The sequence below is a fragment of the [Clostridium] cellulosi genome (assembly GCF_036762875.1).
Taxonomy (GTDB): domain Bacteria; phylum Bacillota; class Clostridia; order Oscillospirales; family Ethanoligenentaceae; genus Ruminiclostridium_D; species Ruminiclostridium_D cellulosi.
The window spans coordinates 89,277-108,628 of record NZ_JBAIZF010000016.1; the positions used below are offsets into that span (position 1 = coordinate 89,277).

Genomic DNA, 19,352 nt, shown 5'->3' on the forward strand with positions numbered 1-19,352 from the left:
AGTTATTTATATATTGCCGGCAAAGACATATTTTAAGTGCCTGCGGGCTACATCCATAAGCTCGAACAGACGTTCACGACGAATAGGAGCCTGCTCCAGCAGCTTATAGTCTGGGTGGTGCCTTGTCAAATGCAAGGGAATATCAGGCGAGATATGTGCTAAAAATGACGCAATAGATTCAATTTCTTCGTTTGTGTCGTTGAAGCCAGGTATAAGTAATGTGGTCACCTCAACGTGACATGATTTCGCGCACAAAGCGATTGTCTGCTTGACAGGCTCTACACTCCCGCCGCAAAGTTCTCGGTAGAACTTGTCTGTAAACGCTTTCAAATCGATATTCATAGCGTCAATATAGGGCAGGAGCTCGGCCATCGGTTCGCGATTGATGTAGCCGTTAGTAACAATGACATTCTTTAAACCGGCTTCTTTTGCGAGTTTTGCACAGTCATATACAAATTCAAAAGAAGTCAACGGTTCGTTATAGGTATAGGCAATCCCGATGTTGCCAGCAGACTGTGCCTCAAGAGCCAACTCGACTATCTGCTTCGGAGTAAATTCCCTGTAATCGGCTTTGCACTGGGAAATTCGATAGTTTTGACAAAATTTGCAGGTAAAATTGCAGCCATAAAAGCCGATTGACAGGATATAGCTTCCGGGATGGAACATGGCAAGCGGTTTCTTCTCAATCGGGTCAAGTGCGATAGATGTAATCCTGCCATAGCCTTCTGCTGTCAGCTCACCGCCGATATTTTTCCGCGCGAAACATCTCCCGGATTTGCCTTCGCCTATCGTACATTCATTCGGGCAGAGCAGGCATTTTACTGCTTTCTCACTATCTTTTTCATAGTATTTTGCAGTTTTCAAAGCCATATATTACCCCTCTTTTGAATTGCCCTTATGACGTGTTACCGTAAATTTATAGACATCATAGTTTTCGCGGGGATTGATACCTGCCTTTCGGCATGCAATTTCAAGCTGCTGTTCTACAGTATCGACCCCTTCAAGGTCAGGCAGCAGCAACCCGGAACGGCTGCCTTTTCTCACAATAACACCGTAAGTTTTCGGGTCAAGTTCACTGATTTTTGCAGGAATGGCTTCGGATAATACGTCAACACTGTATTCCAGAAAGTCGAGTTCATCGGGTCTGACAGGGTTAAAGCGCGGGTCACGCGTTCCGGCGCTTATTGCATTTTCGATAATCTCTTCCACAATGTTGTCCTGTGTCGGCGCGGTGGTGCCGATACAGCCGCGCAGTTCGCCAAATTTTTTAAGTGATACGAAAACGCCGGCTCTCTTTTCAAACAGGTCCTTGGCATTAGGAATATTTCTAAACTGGGAAGAAGATATCTCCGTTCCGCTTTGAACATAGGCTTCAAGTGATTTGCGGGCTATATTGACATAAGGGTTTTCGTTCTCACGCGGGACTTTTTTATATGCCTGCTCAAATGCACTGGGAGCACTGGTTTCAGACGGGGAGAACCTTGCGACACAATAACCAATACCGAACGGCGCCTCGTATGAAAGCAGTTCGCACTCGGGCTTTATTTTATCAAATGCCCCGCATAGGATGACAAGCGAACGGTATCCGCATTCTGCCGCTTTTTCCCTAAGCCCAGAGTCGATGGAGAGTATGGAAGGAATGTCACTTGCTGAAATAAATTCACTGACCTGACGGTCAAACTCCGCGCCCTCAGGCCTCATGCCGTAGGGGCTTTCTCGGTTTACCTTATGGGACGTATCGCCGCTTGCAAGGATAACCGTTTTGCGGGACAGTTTTTCGGCACATGCCCGGAGCAATTTTCCCAGATTGTAGAGCTGCTGCATATCAAGCCCTGAGCATGACATTGCAACAATTTTAAAATCCTTATAAAGTTTTGAGAAATAATAGAGCGGAACAAGAACGCCGTGGTCAAGCTCGTCTTTAATATCAAACCGGGCTTTTTCAGACGCGGACAGCGTTCCTCCCGGTATGCCGGCTTTGTGCATTGCGCGTTCAATCTCTTGCCGCAGGTCGCTGTCCTGCTCAAAACTGAGTTTCGCATTTGGGGCATCAAAGTTAGCAAAACTGCCGCTGAGCTGCGGCGAGTCATACATAAATACATAATCACTGAAAAGCGGGGCATGCGGAGAAATGATTATAACGGTGTCTGGTGCGAGCTGTTTTGCCTCAAGTGACACCTGCTGATATGCTTTAAGGGTCAGTGCGGCGTCGTTTTCGCGGCCTTTTCCAACTTCCGGGACAATAACAGGCGGGTGGGGAAGAAGATATCCGCCGATAATGACATCGCTCATAAATATAAGACCCCCTTTAAAAATAATATTATAAAGGCTGTCGCTGCCTACAAAAGTACGATTTACTCTTCAATAAATTCATTTGCGCGACTTCTTAAATTCAAGGTACCGCTTTTGTTCTCTTTCAAACAAAGCTTTTTCTTCGTCAGTTTGCGGCGCAAGCGGAGGCACTTTTACCGGCCTGCAATTTGAGTCCAGCGCCACGAATGTCATATATGCAGTATTCGTGAGCTTGCAAACGTGTACCTTAGTATCTTCCGCTGAAACATCAATTTTAACCTTCATTGATGTATTTCCAACCCAGATGAGCTTTGAAGTAATAGTGATGACTTCTCCGACTTTGATCGGGTGCTTGAATTCAAGCTTGTCTACAGCGACGGTAGCAACTTCATATCCAGAATGACGCCGGCAGGTCAGTGCCCCGGCAATATCCATGAAATGCATAAGCTGTCCGCCGAGGAGGTTGCCGAGAAGGTTTGCCTGAGCGGGCAGTACAAGTTCAGTCAATATAGTAATAGATTCCTGTGGACTTCTTGCATGTAATGTGCTCATATTATCACCTTTTTATTTTGTCGTATTATGGTTTTAAAATTCCATATAATATAGACAGTTTAATAAATTCCATACTGCTTAAATTATACCATGACGCAATTATTTAAGAAAGTGTAAATAATTAAGCATGTATGTTGACAAAAGCTGATCTAATGGCTAATATTAGATTAGCACTTAAACGCAAGGAGTGCTAATCTAAAAACAGAGGAATGATAATTTTTGATTGAGAGAATATTTAATGGGCGCAACGGTATTGATATAATCTCGCTTTGTGCTTTGATGCTGGCTTTACTGTTCATGCCTTATAAATGGACATGGCTCCTTGCAGTAGCTTTGATAGGATATGCGCTTTTCAGATGTTTCTCCAAGAATATATATAAAAGACGTCAGGAAGTTTGGAAATTCCAGAACGGCCTTATGCGATTCGCACAGTTTTTCGCCCGCAATACGGCTGGAATGCGGAATTTCTTCAAGTATATCTCACTAAAATGGAAGAACAGAAAAACTACAGTATATTTTAAATGTCCTAAATGCAGAAAGATTCTTAGTTTGCCTCGTCATAAAGGGAAGCTTGCCGTTACATGCACAGTCTGCGGTCACGAATTTATAAAGAAAACATAATCTTTTTAATTAATATAAATTTTGTTGAATATTGGGAAAATAGATATTGTGCCGCAGGTACAATATCTATTTTTTATGGGTTTTGACTCTTGTTTTCATGGCCAATACATAGTAATATAAAATGGATTGTTTATTTAAAGTATAATATAGCCATATTAATGATTAAGGAGTAAGACACTTGCCTTCATTAAATATAGTTTTGGTTGAGCCGGAAATACCGCAAAATACCGGAAATATTGCAAGAACCTGTGCTGCAACCGGTGCGACCCTCCACATTGTAAAACCGATGGGATTTACAGTTGACGACAAGAAGCTAAAGCGCGCCGGACTTGACTACTGGTGGCTCATGACGCCAATTAAGTATTATGACGGGCTTGAGGATTTCTTTTCTAAAAATTCAGGGCCGTTTTACTATTTTTCAACTAAAGCAAAGCATGTCTATACTGAGATTAAATATCCAGACGGCTGTTATTTGGTTTTTGGAAAAGAGACTGCAGGGCTTCCAGAAAAGCTGTTATATGAAAACCCAGATACTACAGTGAGGCTGCCTATGCGCGCAGAGGCGAGAAGCCTGAACCTCGCAAATTCTGTTGCCATCGGTGCCTATGAAGTGCTCAGACAATGGAATTTCCCCAATCTCAAGGAACATGGCCAGCTTAGGGAATACCGTTGGGACGAGTAATGATGATGTAATTCTTGCCAAAACCCTACAATGTATTTTTTATAAAAATGATTATAAATACTCTTGCAAATATTTTCTTTCTATACTAAAATGTTATCGGGTAATTGTTTTATAATTAACAATCTTTCAGTAATTGCCCGTAAGCATAGAATAATAAACCGAGGAGTGTTTGTATGACTTACAACAAAAAAACTATTGAGGATATCGACGTAAACGGCAAGCGCGTATTTGTCCGCTGTGATTTTAATGTTCCTCTTGATGAGAATGGTAATATCACAGATGACAAGCGCATTCGTGAATCAATAAAAACTATAAAATATCTTCTGGACCATAATGCAAAGGTAGTTCTTTCTTCTCACCTCGGAAGACCGAAGGGTGAATTCAATATGAAGTATTCACTCGCTCCGGTCGCAAAGAGACTTTCCGAGCTTCTCGGTAAAGAAGTAATAATGGCTAAGGACGTCATTGGAGAGGATGCAAAGGCAAAGGCAGCCGCTCTTAAAGACGGTCAGGCAATGCTCCTTGAGAACGTCCGTTTCCACAAGGAAGAAGAAAAGAACGACGAGAGCTTTGCAAAAGCGCTCGCTTCATATGCTGATATATTTGTAAACGATGCTTTTGGAACAGCTCATCGTGCGCACGCTTCAACTGAAGGCGTTTCACATTTCGTTCCCGTATCTGTTTGCGGTTACCTCATTCAGAAAGAGATCAGCATCATGGGCAAGGCTTTGAGCGATCCGAAACGCCCGTTTGTTGCTATTCTCGGCGGCGCAAAGGTTTCCGACAAGATCGGTGTTATTAATAACCTGATTGATAAGGTTGACACACTGATTGTCGGCGGCGGTATGGCTTATACATTTATGAAATCACTTGGCCATCACATCGGCAGCTCAATCTGCGAAGAAGATAAAATAGGCCTTGCTACTGAACTCATGGAAAAAGCAAAGAGCAAAGGCGTTAAATTCCTTATTCCGGTGGACAATCGCATCGGCGATAAATACGATCCGAACTGCGAAAGCAAAGTTGTTGATTCAGATGAAATTCCTGACGGCTGGATGGGACTTGATATCGGTCCTGCAACCGAGAAGATGTTTGCTGATGCAATAAAGGGCGCTGGCACAGTTGTTTGGAATGGTCCTATGGGTGTTTCCGAATGGGAGAAATTTGCTTCAGGTACAAGAGCAATTGCAACTGCTGTTGCTGAGTCCGGCGCTATCTCAATCATCGGCGGTGGAGATTCCGCTGCAGCTATTGAGCACCTTGGCTTTGCCGATAAGATGACTCATATTTCAACAGGCGGCGGCGCTTCGCTCGAATTCCTCGAGGGCAAGACACTGCCAGGTATTGCATGCCTCAACGATAAATAATTGGAATTCAAACCTGCGGCGCGGCTTTAACCGCGCCGCTATGTATGTTATAATATACTGCGAACATCATTTTGATAATGGAGGCTATTATGAATAAAGATCTTAGAAAAGTAGTTATCGCTGGTAACTGGAAAATGAACAAAACCCCTGAGGAAGCGAAGAAGCTTATCGAAGAAATCAAGCCGCTCGTAAAAGACGCAAAATGTGAAGTTGTTACATGCGTTCCTTTTGTTGATCTCACAACAGTTCTTGAAGCAACAAAAGGCTCGAATATAAAGGTCGGTGCTCAGAACTGCCATTGGGAAGAGAAGGGCGCATTCACAGGTGAAATCTCGGCTCCGATGCTCAAATCAATGAACGTCGAGTATGTAATCATCGGACACAGCGAGCGCAGACAGTATTTTGGAGAAACTGATATAACTGTAAACAAGCGCGTAAAGGCCGCTCTTGCGAATGGGCTTAAGGTTATCATCTGCGTTGGTGAAAGCCTCGAGCAGCGTGAGCAGGGCGTTACATGCGAGCTTGTCGCGATGCAGACAAAGATTGCCCTCAACGGCGTTTCAGCCGATGATATGAAAAATGTTATCATAGCTTACGAGCCGATTTGGGCAATTGGCACCGGAAAGACTGCCACAGCAGAACAGGCCAACGAGGTCAACCACGCTATCCGTGAAACAATAGCGCAAGTTTATGGCAAAGCTGTCGCAGACGCCCTTACAATTCAGTATGGCGGCTCAATGAATGCTGGCAATGCGGAAGAACTTCTTGCACAGCCTGATGTTGACGGCGGGCTTATCGGCGGTGCTTCACTTAAACCTGCTGATTTTGCGAAAATCGTCGAAGCAGCTTCAAAATAAGCAATTTAAAATATTTTAGAATCTGGAGATTGTTATGAAGAGACCTATTGCATTAATAATAATGGATGGATTTGGCATTAATCCGTCAGAATACGGAAATGCCATTAAAGCGGCGAATACGCCGAATTTAGATAGAATTTTCAGTACATGTCCCACGACCAAGATTGGCGCGTCAGGGTTAAATGTTGGTTTGCCTGACGGCCAGATGGGAAACAGTGAGGTTGGACATACAAATATCGGTGCGGGACGCATTGTTTATCAGGAGCTTACCCGCATAACAAAATCAATCCAAGACGGTGACTTTTTCGAAAATGAGGTTTTAAAAGCCGCAGTCGAAAACGTCAAAGCAAAAGGCACGGCTTTGCATCTGATGGGCCTTTTGTCAGACGGCGGCGTTCACAGCCACAATACGCACCTTTATGCCTTGCTTGAGCTTGCAAAGCGCAACGGCATAGATAAGGTATATGTCCACTGCTTTATGGACGGGCGCGATGTTCCGCCGACATCTGGTAAAGAGTATGTAAAAGAGCTTCAGAAAAAGTTAAATGAAATTGGCGTCGGCAAAATCGCGACCGTAATGGGACGCTATTATGCAATGGACAGGGACAACCGCTGGGAACGTGTCGCCAAGGCGTATGACGCGATAGTCAACGGCGAGGGTGTAAAGAATCCTGACCCTGTTGCCGCGGTGGAGGAGTCATATAAGAACGACGTAACGGATGAGTTTATCGTTCCTGTTGTTTGCGCCGAAAACGCCGAAGTTTCAAAAGATGACTCAGTAATATTCTTCAACTTCAGACCCGACAGAGCAAGAGAGTTAACAAGGACTCTTGTTGATCCTGATTTTAATGGTTTCGAGCGCAAAAAAGGATTTTTCCCGCTGAAATATGTCTGCATGACTCAGTATGACGCGGCAATGCCGAATGTAGATGTCGCCTTTAAGCCGGAAAAACTCACAAATACTTTTGGCGAATATATCAGCAACCTTGGCTTAACCCAGCTTCGAATTGCAGAAACAGAGAAATACGCGCATGTTACATTCTTCTTTAACGGTGGCGTTGAAAAGACGTTCCCGGGAGAGGATCGCGTGCTGATACCTTCACCGAAAGTAGCTACTTATGACCTTCAGCCTGAAATGAGCGCCTATAAAGTTACCGATGAAGTGGTAGCAAGGATCAACAGCGATAAATATGATGTAATCATATTGAATTTTGCAAACTGCGATATGGTTGGCCATACAGGTGTATTTGACGCTGCGGTTAAAGCGGTGGAAGCAGTCGACGAGTGCGTTGGCCGTGTTACAAAAGCTATCGCAGATAAGGGCGGAGTGACCCTTATTACGGCTGACCACGGTAACGCCGATAAGATGATTGACGAAGATGGTTCGGCGTTTACTGCTCATACGACCAATCTTGTGCCGTTTGCTGTTGTTGGCAAGGATTGCGAACTTCGCGATGGCGGAAGGCTTGCTGATATCGCACCTACAATGCTTGAAATAATGGGAATTGATATACCGTCAGAAATGACCGGTGAGTCATTAATAAAGAAATAATGTAGCCACTATAAAATGCCGGGCAGTACTAACTGCCCGGTATTTATCCGCCCAAAATCAGTTTTACGGAGATTATGCTCATAATAAAGCCGATAAAATCGGCACTCAATGCTGCAGGCAGTGTATGACGGGTCTTTGTGACGCCAACAGAACCGTAATACACTGCAACAGTATAAAAGGTAGTTTCGGTCGAACCCTGCATAACGGAAGCCACCCGCCCGATGAATGAGTCTGGCCCGTAGGTTTTGAGCAGGCTTTCAAAAACAGTGAGGGAACCGCTGCCTGAAATGGGTCTCATAATCGCAAGCGGGATGACTTCACTCGGGAAATTAAGCGCTTTTCCAATCGGTGCAAAGGTTGATACAATAAAATCCATAGCGCCGGACGCCTTGAACATTTCAACAGCCATCATCAGCCCGACAAGCGCGGGAAGTATGTTGAACGCGACTGTAATACCTTCTTTGGCACCGTTTAAAAACAAATCGAATATATTTTGCTTTTTGATAATACCGCAGAGCACTATTCCAAGTATGGCAATAGGAACCGCGTAAACACCGAATTGCGGCATAGCTTTGCCTCCTGATGTATTGCCTTGTTCCGGCCCGTTTAGGTTGGCCGTTTTGCTTTTATCCTGGTAGTATGCAGGGATGTGTTTTCAAAAAGACGTGCCAATATAATTCCGCATATCAGCGTTACAATCGAGGACATCCATACACACGGCAGTATCTCAAAAGGAGAAGAAGAACCATATTTAATTCGTATAACTGCTATTGTTGTTGGAATCAGTTGAAGGCAAGCAGTGTTAATCACAATAAACATAGCCATTGAATTTGTTGCGGTATTTTTGTCAATCGCTTGCTTGGACATGTATTTCATGGCGCTGAGCCCGAACGGAGTGGCGGCATTGCCGAGCCCGAGAAAATTTGCGGCCATATTCATACATATCGCCTTCATGCCCGGCCCGGACGGCGAGAGGTCGGGGAAGAGGTGCTTGGTGATTGGTGCAAGAATTTTTGCCAATGCCTTTGTAATACCGCAGGCATCCGCTATTTTCATAAGCCCGTTCCAGAGGCATATACTGCCGAGCAGCGTAAGAAAAAGTGTCACAGCGTTTACCGCTCCGTTTAAAGTTGCTTGAGAAACTTCGTTTATTCGGCCGGTTGCAATCCCGAATACTACTGAGACAGCGATAAGTATGAACCATATCCAATTCATCATAAATACCACATCCCCGATATGTTTTACAGTAAGTTTATCTGGAAACAAAAAAACAATAAATTACAAATTAAAAAATATATTTAACAAATCGAAAATTATCGATTTTGGCTGGTAATGAATAGAAATCCCATAAAGAACCAGTTTAAATGTGTATGGCGTGACAATATATGGTATTTGAAAGATAATAGCAGAAAATATAGTTTATAAATTAATATAACTAAAAAAAACAAATTATGTATAAAAATGATTGAAATGATAAGACAGGTTATCCAATTAATATAAAAATATGATTAAATTTAAGAAATATAATAAAAAGTGAAACAATTTTTAAAAATACGGTTGACAAATAATACAAAATGCTTTATATTTAAACATAGAGTCGCACAATGCGACAAATTATAGTTTTTAGGGGGTAAATTGGAATGAAATCTACCGGCATCGTACGTAGAGTAGACGAACTGGGTCGTATTGTATTACCAATCGAGCTTCGTAGAACATTGGAAATTTCCGAAAAAGATGCTCTTGAAATCTATGTTGACGGTGATTCAGTAGTTCTTAAGAAATATGAACCGTCTTGCGTATTTTGCGGCAACGCAAAAGACGTTGTGAATTTCAAAGGCAGAAATATTTGCCCGGCTTGCATTAAAGAACTTGCAGGCAAATAAGACATACATATTTATTAGTCAGTGAATGTGAAAGCGAAAGCGTTCCCGTGCTTTTTACGGGAGCGCTTTCGCTTTTGATTTTATAAGGATTATCGCTAATTGCTCTCAAGATTATTATTTTGATTTTTTTCTTTTCTAAGGTCCGCAAAAAAAGATTTCAAAAGTAAAGAACATTCATCTTCGAGAATACCGCCAATTATATTTGGCCTGTGGTTAAATTTGAAATCGAAAAGGTTGATAATTGAGCCACAAACTCCGGCTTTTGGGTCTTTTGCGCCGAATATAACGGTCTTTATACGCGAATTTATTATTGCGCCGGCGCACATAGGGCATGGTTCAAGCGTCACGTATAGTTCGCAGCCGTCGAGCCGCCATCCGCCAAGCACTCGGCAGGCGTTATTGATTGCCTCAATTTCTGCATGATAAAGGGCGTTGCGTCCTGTTTCTCGCCTGTTGTGTCCGAACGAAATGATATCGTTGCCCTTGCAGATAACAGCTCCAATTGGGACTTCCCGTTCACGAAAGGCAATACGGGCCTGAGAGAGTGCGAGCCTCATCATAGATTCATAATGGGATTGAAGCGTTGATGTCATTTTATCACCTGAACTTCAAAGAAGCGAACATATTGATTAAATAAAATGAAAGAAATATTATAAACCCGGGAGTTTTGCAAAAAACACTGAATGCTATTGGGCAAGAAACATCCTTATTGAAATACCGGGATTTTAAATCCTTGAAAAATTGCTTGCGTATTAGTAAAATGAACGCTATGATTGAAAGTATTATTGCAGCGCCGAGATAAATCAAATACACTGCATTAGCTATGTTTTCTCCAAAGTACATCTGAATTCCATTGATTATAACAGAAAACGAATTTATTATGCAGTGCATTATCATACTGGTTACAATTGAACCTGTCTCTATTACGGCAAACCCAAGCGCTATCCCGACGACAAAAGCAAGTGGTGTTTGCGAAAAATTGCCGTGCAGGATACCGAATAGCAGAGCTGAAACGACAACTGCAAAGAAATTGCCGAATTTGCGTAAATTCTGAAGAATAAGCCCTCTAAAAATAAGTTCTTCGAGGATCGGCGCGAGCACAGATATGTTAATGACAAATAAAATCATTGAAGGGGTATTGGTCGGAATATCGAAATAGTCAAGATCTACTTGCAGATTAAAAAAACTCAGCAGATAGTCAAAATAGGATGAATAAAGTTCCCCGATTATTGAAAGGAATATTCCAAATATGATGGCATACGGTACAAGTTTAGGATGTGTAATTTTAAACGGTATAGCTTTAAATGGGTGTTGCCGGAGTACCGCTGCGATAATGACAAAAGTAATAAACATATATGTAAAATAAACTAAAGTATTCAAAACGTAATAGAGAAAATCAGATCTATTCGAAATGAGCAGTGAAAGCAAATTGCTTTTTTTAGAAAAGGGACAGCTATATATATAAAGGATGACAATGCCTAAAAAGGTACCGACCGCGGCGATAACCTGTTCTATCAGCAATGAAAATGAAAAGGTATTCGATAATTTTTTAAGAGGTTTTTTGATGTTATTATCGAATACGGTGGGTTCACCATATTCCATTGTGGTACCTCCGATAAAATTTTAACAGTTGTATAATTATTATACAGGTGCTTTCATATTGTGTCAATTAAGGAAAAGGGCCGGTGTACTGTACGATTTGTTATATATATATATATATTATTTGCTGCAAAAGCTTAATAGCTGTTGCTCCAGTTAAAATAAAGCGGCTAATATTATTAGTAAAATAAAATATGCAGATAAATTCAAGCTGACATCTAATAATTTAGGTGCCAGCTTTTTTTAGTTAAGACCTTTTCTCTTTTTTTGATTGTTCCTTTATCATTCGGCCTTCTCCGGCATTTTCACCGAGCTGATCGTTAGACATTCTCGGCTGTTGCCCTTTCGGTTTGCTATTTTGGCCTTTGTTACATCTTTTTTCTGACATAAAATTAAAACCCTCCTGAATGAGTTGTTATACTTTATTCTGCTATATAAAAGTTGAATTATGCAAATGTATAATAAAACTGCTTGTTTGTCAAAAGCAACTTGAAAAGAATAGAATGGATTAGGGACTTGTACTATTCAGTCCGATAAACAGTGAAATGAGTATGTATATAGTTATAACGGAGTTGATAATATGAGGTGTGTTATTCCCGGCAGATTACTGGGACTGGATTGCTGTCATCCAGTAAATCCTCTTGGCAAAAGAGAGAGGATTTGCTGTGACTTTGACGGGCGTGTCTGCGCACACTTTCCCGAGGATTCAAGAGACTGCTTTTGGCCCGATTTCACACATCCGAGATGGCTCAGGTGCCGTATCCTTTATGGATGCAAGCCGCTTGTACCGTTAGGCAAAGATTTCTCTGACCCAGACAGACACGATGGCAGGCACCGTAACAGGCGCCATAACTGCAGGTGCTGTCGCGGCTAAATAGTAAAATAATATTTTAAAGAGTGTGAATATTATATTCACACTCTTTTTCGCGTCATAGATTAGTTTTATGCCTTCTATTTAAAGGCGATAGAATGTGTCTTAAAATTTATTTACAAGAGAACCATTTTCTTCTTCAATTATAATTGTTTTATAGAATTTCAATTTTTTTGTAATTTATTATTGATATAATTAGTAATATGGTTGTATAATGTAACCACAAAATTCTAATACATAAAGGACGGGTGTTTTAATATGGCGAATTATAACATTTCCGTAAACAGACCAGAAAAAAGACTCGATATTGTATGTACAGGAATAGTTGGAGGAAATGATGTAAAGGACTTTGTTGATTCCTTCAACAAAGCAGTTTCAACAATTACTCCAGCTGACTATATCCTTAACTTTGATACAAGCAATTTCAGTGTAATTAGCCAAGACATGATTCCTGGTATACAGGGTTGCTTTGAAATGTATCAAAAACTCCACTTCAAGAAAATCAGAATTAAGCTAAACCAATCAAATCCGATTCTAAAAATGCAGATTGACAGAGTGGCTAAAATGGCTGGTTTGGACAACTATGAGTTTTATTATTAACACAAAAGAATATAACTTGGGTTGATAAGCAGGAATGAAAATTCCTGCTTATTTATCTAAAAATAGTCATTTTTTGTCTTATCATGAAATATTTTATATACTTTTGTCTATAATTCAAGTTATTAAAAAAATATGCAGATGGGGATTAAAATGCTGAAAGTAAAACTAAAAGAAATTGCTGTTTACCATGGGAAAAATGTTGTATCTAATGATATTTATTTAAAACATTTCAAAGAAAGAGGTAAAGATGTTGAACATTTTCTAAAGGACGTAGTAGGGAGGGATAAACGTTACCTCATAGATAAAGATAAAGAAAATAGTTTGACAATGGCTTTAGAAGCTTCCAAAGAAGTTCTCAAAAAAGCCAAATTAAAGGGCACAGATATTGATATGATTGTATTTTCATCACAGTTACCTGAATTCGTAGTCCCACCAAGTTCTTATCTTGTTCATGCAGAAATCGGAGGAAAAAATGATTGTATATGCTATGACATGAATGCCAATTGTGCTGGCATGACAATTGCATTTGAACAAGTGATAAAATATATGTCTGTAAGTCCAAATGTCAAACGGGCTTTAATTGTTGGGTGTGATTACGTTAATTTGATTGTTAATCCTGAAAACGAATTATGCTATGGGCACTATGGAGATGCGGCTTGTGCAATCATACTCGAACAGACAAACGAAGACTGCGGATTAGTCGGTTCGAAATATGATGTTCATACGGAAGATCATCCGTATATCAGATTTCCTGGTTGTGGTTTTTCTAAACTCTTTGATGTTAAAGATAAGACAGAATTGATGCTTGACTGGAAACCATTTGTGGTTAGATGGGAGCATATCTATGCAGAAAACATGAAAGAAGTTATAGAAAAAGCGGGTCTAACCATTGATGATATATCAATGTTCTGTCTCTCACAGTATGTTTATAAGACAATCAAATATTTTAGAGAGGTTTTAGGCATTACTGCTGACAAGAGTATCTATATTGGAAACAAATATGGATACACTGGAACAACAAGTCCATTTATTGCCCTTTATGAAGCCATAAATAAAGGTATGGTGAAGAGAGGGGACTATATATTGTTCTGGACAGTAGGAGCTGGCTCTCAAAATATAACAATTCTTTTCAAATATTAAATTATAAGGCGGGCAGCGGTCAAACCGCCATATGGCAATCCCAGCCCTGTTTCATAGGTTGCCAACTAAAAACCCCCACTGCAAAAAAAGAGCAGTGGGGGTTAATTTTGCACATATGTTATTTGGTTTGAATCTGGCCGAGGCTTGCTGCTTTTAAATAAGCGTTAATAAATCCGTCAATATCTCCGTCCATTACGGCATTTATGTTGCCGTTTTCATAGCCAGTGCGGTGGTCTTTGACAAGTGTGTAGGGCATGAATACATATGAGCGAATCTGAGAGCCCCAGGCGATTTCCTTCTGCTCGCCTTTTATATCTTCGATTTTGTCATAGTGTTCGCGCTCTTTAATTTCGATGAGCTTTGACTTTAACATGCGGAGAGCGGTTTCTCTGTTTTGTAGCTGGCTGCGTTCAGTTTGGCAGGCAACGACAATGCCAGTTGGAATATGTGTAAGACGGACTGCCGATGAAGTTTTGTTAACATTCTGGCCGCCCGCGCCGCTGGAATGGTAAACATCCATTTTTATATCTTCCGGCCTTATTTCAACTTCAATCGTATCGTCGATTTCAGGAATGACTTCAAGGGAAGCGAAAGAAGTATGCCTGCGACCGGAAGCGTCAAAGGGCGAAATGCGGACAAGCCTGTGAACTCCTGCCTCAGATTTTAAATATCCGTATGCGTTCAACCCTTCAACGAGAACCGAAGCGCTTTTCAGTCCGGCTTCTTCACCGTCGAGGAAATCAAGCACTTTAACTTTAAATCCATGCCTTTCGGCCCATCTATTATACATGCGGAAAAGCATGGACACCCAGTCCTGTGCCTCTGTGCCGCCTGCGCCTGCATGGAATGTCATAATAGCGTTCTTTGAATCATATTCGCCTGTTAGAAGCGTAGTGAGCTTCATAGCGTTAAGTCTTTCTTCTATATCTGTTACCGCCGCGCTTATCTCTTCTGACATAGACTCTTCACCGTCTTCGTCAGCTATTTCAATAAGCGTCAAAGTATCTTCAAAATCCTTTTTGAGCTTGTCATATGACTCAATTTTATCTTTAAGCTGCCGTGTTCTCTGCAAAACCTTCTGTGAATTTTTAATGTCATTCCAGAATTCAGGCTGTGCGGCTTTTTCTTCGAGTTCAGCAACTTCTTTTCGTGCAACGTCAAGTCCGAGGGCTTCAGAAAGTTCATTTAGTTCGGGCCTCATGCCCTCCAGCTTTAATCTTAATTCTTCATAGAGAAGCAAAACATACCATCCTTTTTAGTCTTCGCATAGATAAAGCGAAGTTCATAGTAGTGATTAATAAGCAAGAAATGTTTAAGGGCTTTAATTGAGGATTAAAGCCGTAACTTTAATTATATAAAATTCTTATGAAGCTGTAAAGCTCCCGCTACAATCCATCCTGCTCGACTATGCGTTTAATTGTTTCAACTGCATTATTAATATAATAGGGAAGGGGTTCGTCAACAACACCGGCCACCGTTATACCGCAGCGGTTAATAGGTATAAGCACTTTTTCAGCGCTGCTGGCAGCCACTGCTCTTGCCATAGCAGGGGTTACTTCACCGAGCATGGCGTCCGCCGCGATTATACCTATGCTGCCGACAATTATATCGGCCTTTGGGGCGTTTACAACAATGGCATTTTCACCAGATGCGCCCATATCAGCGCCCGCTTTTAACATTAATGAGGTCGCAAGAGGGTTTGTTCCAAGCGCTATAATAGTATGTTTATCGCCTAAGGACTCTTTAAGGAGTTCAACGAGGCTTTTGCCTATGCCTCCGCCTTGTCCGTCAATAACCGCAATGAGCATAATGTCCTCCGCTTTTAATAGTGTGAATTAAATAAAATTGACCCTACGGAGCAGGTCGGTGTTTTTAAGAAGCTTTTCTGTCGGTTCATCCGCTGCAATTCTATGCTCCTCGTCAAAAAGAATACAGCGGTCAGAAAGTTCACCTACCAAATCAAGATTGTGTGTAGATGTTATCAGCGTTTTGCCGGCTTTGTTCAATTTGATAAGCAGGTCGACTAAAAAACGCTGGGACTTTGGGTCCAACCCGTCAGTTGGTTCATCTAAAATGAGCACTTCAGGGTTTATAGCGAGAACAGCCGCTACAGCAGTTTTTTTCTTTTCTCCTCCGCTCAGAAAAAAAGGCGCTCTGTCAAGAAGATTTTCTATTTCAAGCAGAGACGCTGCATCATATACTCGGCGGTTCACTTCATCAATAGATAATCCATACTGAAGCGGCCCGAATGCAATCTCATCTTTGACAGTTGAACAGAAAAGCTGTGCATCTGAGTCCTGAAAAATAAAACCTATCCGCCTGTGATACTCACAAGACAAACGGTCATTTTCAAAATATTCTTTCGTAATCTTAGAACCAAAAGCGGTAAACGTACCGCTTTCAGGAACTGCGATACCAGCCAAGATGCGGAGCAAGGTGGTTTTTCCGCAGCCGTTGGCCCCTAAAATACAAACTTTTTCTCCGCTTTGGATTTTGAAACTAATTTTATCGAGTGCTTTTTTATCTTGATAGGAAAAACTTACATTGTCGAGATTGAATATTTCACGTTTACCATCCAAACGCATAAACTCCCAGCAGCAATATCAGAACAATTATAACATTGCAGCAAGTAAAAATAAAGTCCTGAATGCCAAATTTGAGTTCATTAAGGCTTACAGCCTTGCCGGTAAAACCTCTGCAGCACATAGCGTCATAGACATCGCCGCTCAGCTTTTTAGATTTCAAAAAAACCGAGGCAATACTATGTGAAACAAACCTTCTTTCATCTTTCGATTTTACTTTTCCGACCGTTCTTAAAAACCGAGCTTCAATAACCTTAATCGCTTCAGAAGCAAGTACGAAAATGTACCGGTAGGCCATAGACAGTATAGATACAAATACATCGGGGAGCTTTAACGCCCGCAGAGCTTTTTCAATCTGGACCGCCCGCGTAGTAGCAAAAATGAGATACACAAAGCTGAGCGAAATGCCACAGGTGAGGGAAACTCTCAGCGCAGTTTTAATTCCGGACAAGGTGAAGTAGAAGGTTTTGCTAAGATATATGAGAGGGGTTCCGGATGAGAAGAGGTTTATAGCCGCAGGCAGGGAAAGAATAAAAAGTACAGGAGGAAGATAGCACCATACCCTCCGCAGAAAATCGCTAAGTTTGAGCTTAGACATTACAGCAAAAAGTAGCCCAATTGCTGCTATTAGGATTTTGACGAATATGCTAAAAACTGCGGAAGCAAATACGATATAAAATAGCAATACCAGGATTTTCACCCGTGGATCGATAATTTGGAGCAATCCGTCATATTTCTCGTATTTTTCAGCTAAAAATTCGTTCTGAAACACCTTAGTTATCTCAGACAGCGCACGCCTCAAAAAATGAGGGCGGCATTCAATGTAATCACTGTAATTTTCCGATTGAGCAAGCCATATCGGCAAGTTTTTATTGACTCTATTCAACTTTTATCCGCCTTTTTTATGTGCATAATGATTTTTGATGTGACGAGTATGACTGTGAATATAAGCGCAGTGCCGATGAGAGCGGAAATAGAATAAACCAGTTTTTCAGGCGCACCTTCAAAAGAATAATCGGGCAGAAGTCCATGCCAGAGGTCTGATAATTTCGCCATGCCTTGCGGAATAAAACCTAAATCCGCCTTCAGCTCGTCCAGACCCCATTCGCCCCACGCTGTGCCTGACGCAAAAAGCCCAAGCGGGGTTAGTAATACTAAAACAGCGAAGGCAGCGATTATTTTCCTCCGAGAAGATTTATTCTCATTTATATTATGTTCAATGCCGGCACTTATATTTTTGCAGAGCATGTCGGGAGCATACTTCGAAACCAGAGCGAGGGCAGTCGCCGTAATTACCGCCTCGAGCGGGCCGGCAAATAGCGTATGTGTAAACATCATGGCAGGGATAGAAACAGACAGTGGGTAGGGGCAGTAAAGGGGAGCGCCGCTCGCAGTCTTAAAGATAAGGGGCTGTATACCGAACTCAACGGCTGCAGCAAAAGCCGCCGCGTTAATCCCGATATAGCTTCCGATGAAAGCCCCTGCCGCCGACCGCTTTGAAAAGGAGGTATTTTTGCCCGCAATCAGGCGATATACCGCGTATCCCGTGAACGGCATGATTACCGCAATATTAATGCAGTTTAAGCCGTATGATAAAATGCCGCCGTCACCAAAGACCAGAGCTTGGATAAGAAGCGCAATTGAAATTGACACGCAGGCAGGCCAAGGCCCTAAAGCAATGGCAGCAAAGACAGCGCCCACTGCGTGAGCGGAAGAGCCGCCAACGACCGGAATATTGAACATCATAATTACAAAAGAGAAAGCAGCGTATAAAGCCAGCAGCGGTATCTGCCGCCTTCCAACCAATTTTTTTGTTTTATTTAATGCAGCGCCCCAAACAGGAACCATAGCCGCAAGTGCAGGTACAGAAACGGCGGGGCTGATATAACCGTCAGGAATATGCATGAATTAACACCTCATACCATACATAATAAAGCCCATGGAGGGCAGTTCCCTTCATGGGCCGATTATTCTCAATTATAATGCAATCAAACATTGAAACCTTCATGGTTTCGTTTTACTGATTCTATCATATTTAAAATGAGACGTCAATATGGTATTATAGTTATAAGAAAGGCTTTTATAAGTTAATATAAAGAAAATTGCGTAAAATTAATTATTTTTCCTTGACATAAGCAGTTTTGGCTGATATAATATGAAAGCGCTTTGAACGAAAAGCTTGAATGAGAGCCATTAGCTCAGGTGGCAGAGCACTAGACTTTTAATCTAGGTGTCCGGGGTTCGAATCCCCGATGGCTCACCAATTTCCTGAATCAGCTTTTGTTCCAAAAGTTAAGTAGCGATATTTTGGGTTCAGAGCTTAGTAATAATTTCCTTGACATAAGCGTTTTTGCCTGATATAATAGAAAAGCGCGCTTAACGAAAAACAAAATAAGAGCCATTAGCTCAGGTGGCAGAGCACTAGACTTTTAATCTAGGTGTCCGGGGTTCGAATCCCCGATGGCTCACCAGAAAAAGACCCCGCGAATCTAAAATTCACGAGGTTTTTTTGTACGCTATTTTGCAAAACGCTGAAACTATAAATAAGTTAGTGAAGTAAAATCAGGCAGAACCTTGCAATTTTCAGTGTAGATATTAATATGTTCAAAAACAGCCCCAAGCCCAAACTGATCCGCCCCTGTCAATGTAGACCAGGGAAATAATTAAAACATGGTTATTGAATAGCTACTGCCAAATGGTGGTAGCTCTTTTTATGCAGCAAACTTTGCCTTGTACTTCAGAATCCGTTTGTTC

At 41.6% G+C, this 19,352-nt stretch carries 22 protein-coding genes and 2 tRNA genes; 11 read left to right on the forward strand and 13 right to left on the reverse strand.

The genetic code is table 11. The features are described from left to right. Window positions 1–6: 6 nt before the first annotated feature. The 3 genes from amrS to V6C21_RS04500 form a co-directional block, all read right to left on the reverse strand. Entirely contained in the window at window positions 7–870 is an 864-nt protein-coding gene (gene amrS, locus V6C21_RS04490) for an AmmeMemoRadiSam system radical SAM enzyme (protein WP_034842117.1), read from the reverse strand. A 3-nt stretch (window positions 871–873) separates the two neighbouring features. Continuing rightward, window positions 874–2,292: an AmmeMemoRadiSam system protein A gene (gene amrA / locus V6C21_RS04495; protein WP_479268444.1), complete on the reverse strand. Its 1,419-nt coding sequence runs from the start codon at window positions 2,290–2,292 to the stop codon at window positions 874–876. A gap of 78 nt (window positions 2,293–2,370) precedes the next feature. Beyond that, entirely contained in the window at window positions 2,371–2,844 is a 474-nt protein-coding gene (locus V6C21_RS04500) for an acyl-CoA thioesterase (RefSeq protein WP_479268445.1), read from the reverse strand. A gap of 219 nt (window positions 2,845–3,063) precedes the next feature. On the opposite strand from V6C21_RS04500, the gene V6C21_RS04505 reads away from it, so the two are divergent. The 5 genes from V6C21_RS04505 (at window position 3,064) to gpmI (ending at window position 7,923) form a co-directional block, all read left to right on the forward strand. Further along, a complete protein-coding gene (locus V6C21_RS04505; protein ID WP_034842111.1) occupies window positions 3,064–3,465 on the forward strand; it encodes a hypothetical protein in 402 nt (133 codons plus the stop codon). Between the two features lie 178 nt (window positions 3,466–3,643). Continuing rightward, a complete protein-coding gene (locus V6C21_RS04510) occupies window positions 3,644–4,147 on the forward strand; it encodes a tRNA (cytidine(34)-2'-O)-methyltransferase (protein WP_034842109.1) in 504 nt (167 codons plus the stop codon). A gap of 173 nt (window positions 4,148–4,320) precedes the next feature. Beyond that, on the forward strand, window positions 4,321–5,514 hold the full coding sequence (locus tag V6C21_RS04515; protein WP_034842106.1) for a phosphoglycerate kinase: 1,194 nt from the start codon (window positions 4,321–4,323) through the stop codon (window positions 5,512–5,514). An 89-nt stretch (window positions 5,515–5,603) separates the two neighbouring features. Next, window positions 5,604–6,371 carry a triose-phosphate isomerase gene (tpiA, locus tag V6C21_RS04520; RefSeq protein ID WP_034842104.1) on the forward strand — a complete coding sequence of 256 codons (768 nt, stop codon included), beginning with the start codon at window positions 5,604–5,606 and terminating at the stop codon, window positions 6,369–6,371. Window positions 6,372–6,405: 34 nt separating this feature from the next. Next, a complete protein-coding gene (gpmI, locus tag V6C21_RS04525) occupies window positions 6,406–7,923 on the forward strand; it encodes a 2,3-bisphosphoglycerate-independent phosphoglycerate mutase (protein ID WP_034842101.1) in 1,518 nt (505 codons plus the stop codon). A gap of 43 nt (window positions 7,924–7,966) precedes the next feature. Here gpmI and V6C21_RS04530 read toward each other — a convergent pair whose 3' ends face one another. Next, a complete protein-coding gene (locus V6C21_RS04530) occupies window positions 7,967–8,491 on the reverse strand; it encodes a spore maturation protein (protein ID WP_479268446.1) in 525 nt (174 codons plus the stop codon). 38 nt (window positions 8,492–8,529) lie between these two features. After that, window positions 8,530–9,141, reverse strand: coding sequence for a nucleoside recognition domain-containing protein (locus V6C21_RS04535; protein WP_045085534.1), 612 nt, complete (start codon window positions 9,139–9,141; stop codon window positions 8,530–8,532). A 422-nt stretch (window positions 9,142–9,563) separates the two neighbouring features. Between V6C21_RS04535 and V6C21_RS04540 the strand changes: the two genes are divergently transcribed. Continuing rightward, window positions 9,564–9,806 carry an AbrB/MazE/SpoVT family DNA-binding domain-containing protein gene (locus tag V6C21_RS04540; protein WP_045085533.1) on the forward strand — a complete coding sequence of 81 codons (243 nt, stop codon included), beginning with the start codon at window positions 9,564–9,566 and terminating at the stop codon, window positions 9,804–9,806. Between the two features lie 95 nt (window positions 9,807–9,901). Here the strand turns inward: V6C21_RS04540 and V6C21_RS04545 are convergent, their stop codons facing one another. The 3 genes from V6C21_RS04545 to V6C21_RS04555 all read right to left on the reverse strand — a co-directional run bounded on the left by V6C21_RS04545 (window position 9,902) and on the right by V6C21_RS04555 (window position 11,793). Beyond that, window positions 9,902–10,399, reverse strand: a complete 498-nt coding sequence (locus tag V6C21_RS04545) for a nucleoside deaminase (protein WP_045085532.1) — start codon at window positions 10,397–10,399, stop codon at window positions 9,902–9,904. A 4-nt stretch (window positions 10,400–10,403) separates the two neighbouring features. Beyond that, a complete protein-coding gene (locus V6C21_RS04550; RefSeq protein ID WP_034842090.1) occupies window positions 10,404–11,408 on the reverse strand; it encodes a CPBP family intramembrane glutamic endopeptidase in 1,005 nt (334 codons plus the stop codon). 244 nt (window positions 11,409–11,652) lie between these two features. Further along, complete coding sequence (locus tag V6C21_RS04555; protein WP_479268447.1) at window positions 11,653–11,793, reverse strand: hypothetical protein; 141 nt, start codon at window positions 11,791–11,793, stop codon at window positions 11,653–11,655. A 192-nt stretch (window positions 11,794–11,985) separates the two neighbouring features. On the opposite strand from V6C21_RS04555, the gene V6C21_RS04560 reads away from it, so the two are divergent. The 3 genes from V6C21_RS04560 to V6C21_RS04570 all read left to right on the forward strand — a co-directional run bounded on the left by V6C21_RS04560 (window position 11,986) and on the right by V6C21_RS04570 (window position 14,016). After that, window positions 11,986–12,279: a hypothetical protein gene (locus V6C21_RS04560; protein WP_479268448.1), complete on the forward strand. Its 294-nt coding sequence runs from the start codon at window positions 11,986–11,988 to the stop codon at window positions 12,277–12,279. A 255-nt stretch (window positions 12,280–12,534) separates the two neighbouring features. Then, window positions 12,535–12,876, forward strand: coding sequence for a hypothetical protein (locus V6C21_RS04565; RefSeq protein WP_034842088.1), 342 nt, complete (start codon window positions 12,535–12,537; stop codon window positions 12,874–12,876). Between the two features lie 150 nt (window positions 12,877–13,026). Next, window positions 13,027–14,016 (forward strand): 3-oxoacyl-[acyl-carrier-protein] synthase III C-terminal domain-containing protein, encoded by a 990-nt coding sequence (locus tag V6C21_RS04570; protein WP_479268449.1) that lies wholly within the window; start codon window positions 13,027–13,029, stop codon window positions 14,014–14,016. 118 nt (window positions 14,017–14,134) lie between these two features. On the opposite strand, the gene prfB is transcribed toward V6C21_RS04570, so the two are convergent. From prfB to cbiM, 5 genes are all read right to left on the reverse strand, one after another. Continuing rightward, on the reverse strand, window positions 14,135–15,256 hold the full coding sequence (gene prfB, locus V6C21_RS04575; RefSeq protein ID WP_034842083.1) for a peptide chain release factor 2: 1,122 nt from the start codon (window positions 15,254–15,256) through the stop codon (window positions 14,135–14,137). 145 nt (window positions 15,257–15,401) lie between these two features. After that, complete coding sequence (locus V6C21_RS04580) at window positions 15,402–15,824, reverse strand: DUF3842 family protein (RefSeq protein WP_034842080.1); 423 nt, start codon at window positions 15,822–15,824, stop codon at window positions 15,402–15,404. A 27-nt stretch (window positions 15,825–15,851) separates the two neighbouring features. Beyond that, entirely contained in the window at window positions 15,852–16,595 is a 744-nt protein-coding gene (locus V6C21_RS04585) for an energy-coupling factor ABC transporter ATP-binding protein (RefSeq protein WP_479268450.1), read from the reverse strand. Then, a complete protein-coding gene (gene cbiQ / locus V6C21_RS04590; protein ID WP_045085528.1) occupies window positions 16,585–17,484 on the reverse strand; it encodes a cobalt ECF transporter T component CbiQ in 900 nt (299 codons plus the stop codon). The genes V6C21_RS04585 and cbiQ overlap by 11 nt, the downstream gene beginning before the upstream one ends. After that, entirely contained in the window at window positions 17,481–18,503 is a 1,023-nt protein-coding gene (gene cbiM, locus V6C21_RS04595; protein ID WP_034842076.1) for a cobalt transporter CbiM, read from the reverse strand. The genes cbiQ and cbiM overlap by 4 nt, the downstream gene beginning before the upstream one ends. Window positions 18,504–18,785: 282 nt before the next feature. On the opposite strand from cbiM, the gene V6C21_RS04600 reads away from it, so the two are divergent. Beyond that, window positions 18,786–18,861, forward strand: a tRNA-Lys gene (locus V6C21_RS04600). 132 nt (window positions 18,862–18,993) lie between these two features. After that, window positions 18,994–19,069: transfer RNA gene (locus tag V6C21_RS04605), tRNA-Lys, on the forward strand. The last annotated feature ends 283 nt before the right edge of the window (window positions 19,070–19,352 follow it).

Coding starts and splice junctions, on each gene's coding strand:
- V6C21_RS04500 (WP_479268445.1), bottom strand. CDS start 2,844: ATGAGCACATTACATGCAAGAAGTCCACAGGAATCTATTACTATATTG.
- V6C21_RS04515 (WP_034842106.1), top strand. CDS start 4,321: ATGACTTACAACAAAAAAACTATTGAGGATATCGACGTAAACGGCAAG.
- V6C21_RS04580 (WP_034842080.1), bottom strand. CDS start 15,824: ATGCTCATTGCGGTTATTGACGGACAAGGCGGAGGCATAGGCAAAAGC.
- amrS (WP_034842117.1), bottom strand. CDS start 870: ATGGCTTTGAAAACTGCAAAATACTATGAAAAAGATAGTGAGAAAGCA.
- V6C21_RS04555 (WP_479268447.1), bottom strand. CDS start 11,793: ATGTCAGAAAAAAGATGTAACAAAGGCCAAAATAGCAAACCGAAAGGG.
- cbiM (WP_034842076.1), bottom strand. CDS start 18,503: ATGCATATTCCTGACGGTTATATCAGCCCCGCCGTTTCTGTACCTGCA.
- V6C21_RS04535 (WP_045085534.1), bottom strand. CDS start 9,141: ATGATGAATTGGATATGGTTCATACTTATCGCTGTCTCAGTAGTATTC.
- V6C21_RS04560 (WP_479268448.1), top strand. CDS start 11,986: ATGAGGTGTGTTATTCCCGGCAGATTACTGGGACTGGATTGCTGTCAT.
- gpmI (WP_034842101.1), top strand. CDS start 6,406: ATGAAGAGACCTATTGCATTAATAATAATGGATGGATTTGGCATTAAT.
- V6C21_RS04565 (WP_034842088.1), top strand. CDS start 12,535: ATGGCGAATTATAACATTTCCGTAAACAGACCAGAAAAAAGACTCGAT.
- V6C21_RS04550 (WP_034842090.1), bottom strand. CDS start 11,408: ATGGAATATGGTGAACCCACCGTATTCGATAATAACATCAAAAAACCT.
- V6C21_RS04570 (WP_479268449.1), top strand. CDS start 13,027: ATGCTGAAAGTAAAACTAAAAGAAATTGCTGTTTACCATGGGAAAAAT.
- V6C21_RS04530 (WP_479268446.1), bottom strand. CDS start 8,491: ATGCCGCAATTCGGTGTTTACGCGGTTCCTATTGCCATACTTGGAATA.
- amrA (WP_479268444.1), bottom strand. CDS start 2,292: ATGAGCGATGTCATTATCGGCGGATATCTTCTTCCCCACCCGCCTGTT.
- V6C21_RS04545 (WP_045085532.1), bottom strand. CDS start 10,399: ATGACATCAACGCTTCAATCCCATTATGAATCTATGATGAGGCTCGCA.
- tpiA (WP_034842104.1), top strand. CDS start 5,604: ATGAATAAAGATCTTAGAAAAGTAGTTATCGCTGGTAACTGGAAAATG.
- V6C21_RS04540 (WP_045085533.1), top strand. CDS start 9,564: ATGAAATCTACCGGCATCGTACGTAGAGTAGACGAACTGGGTCGTATT.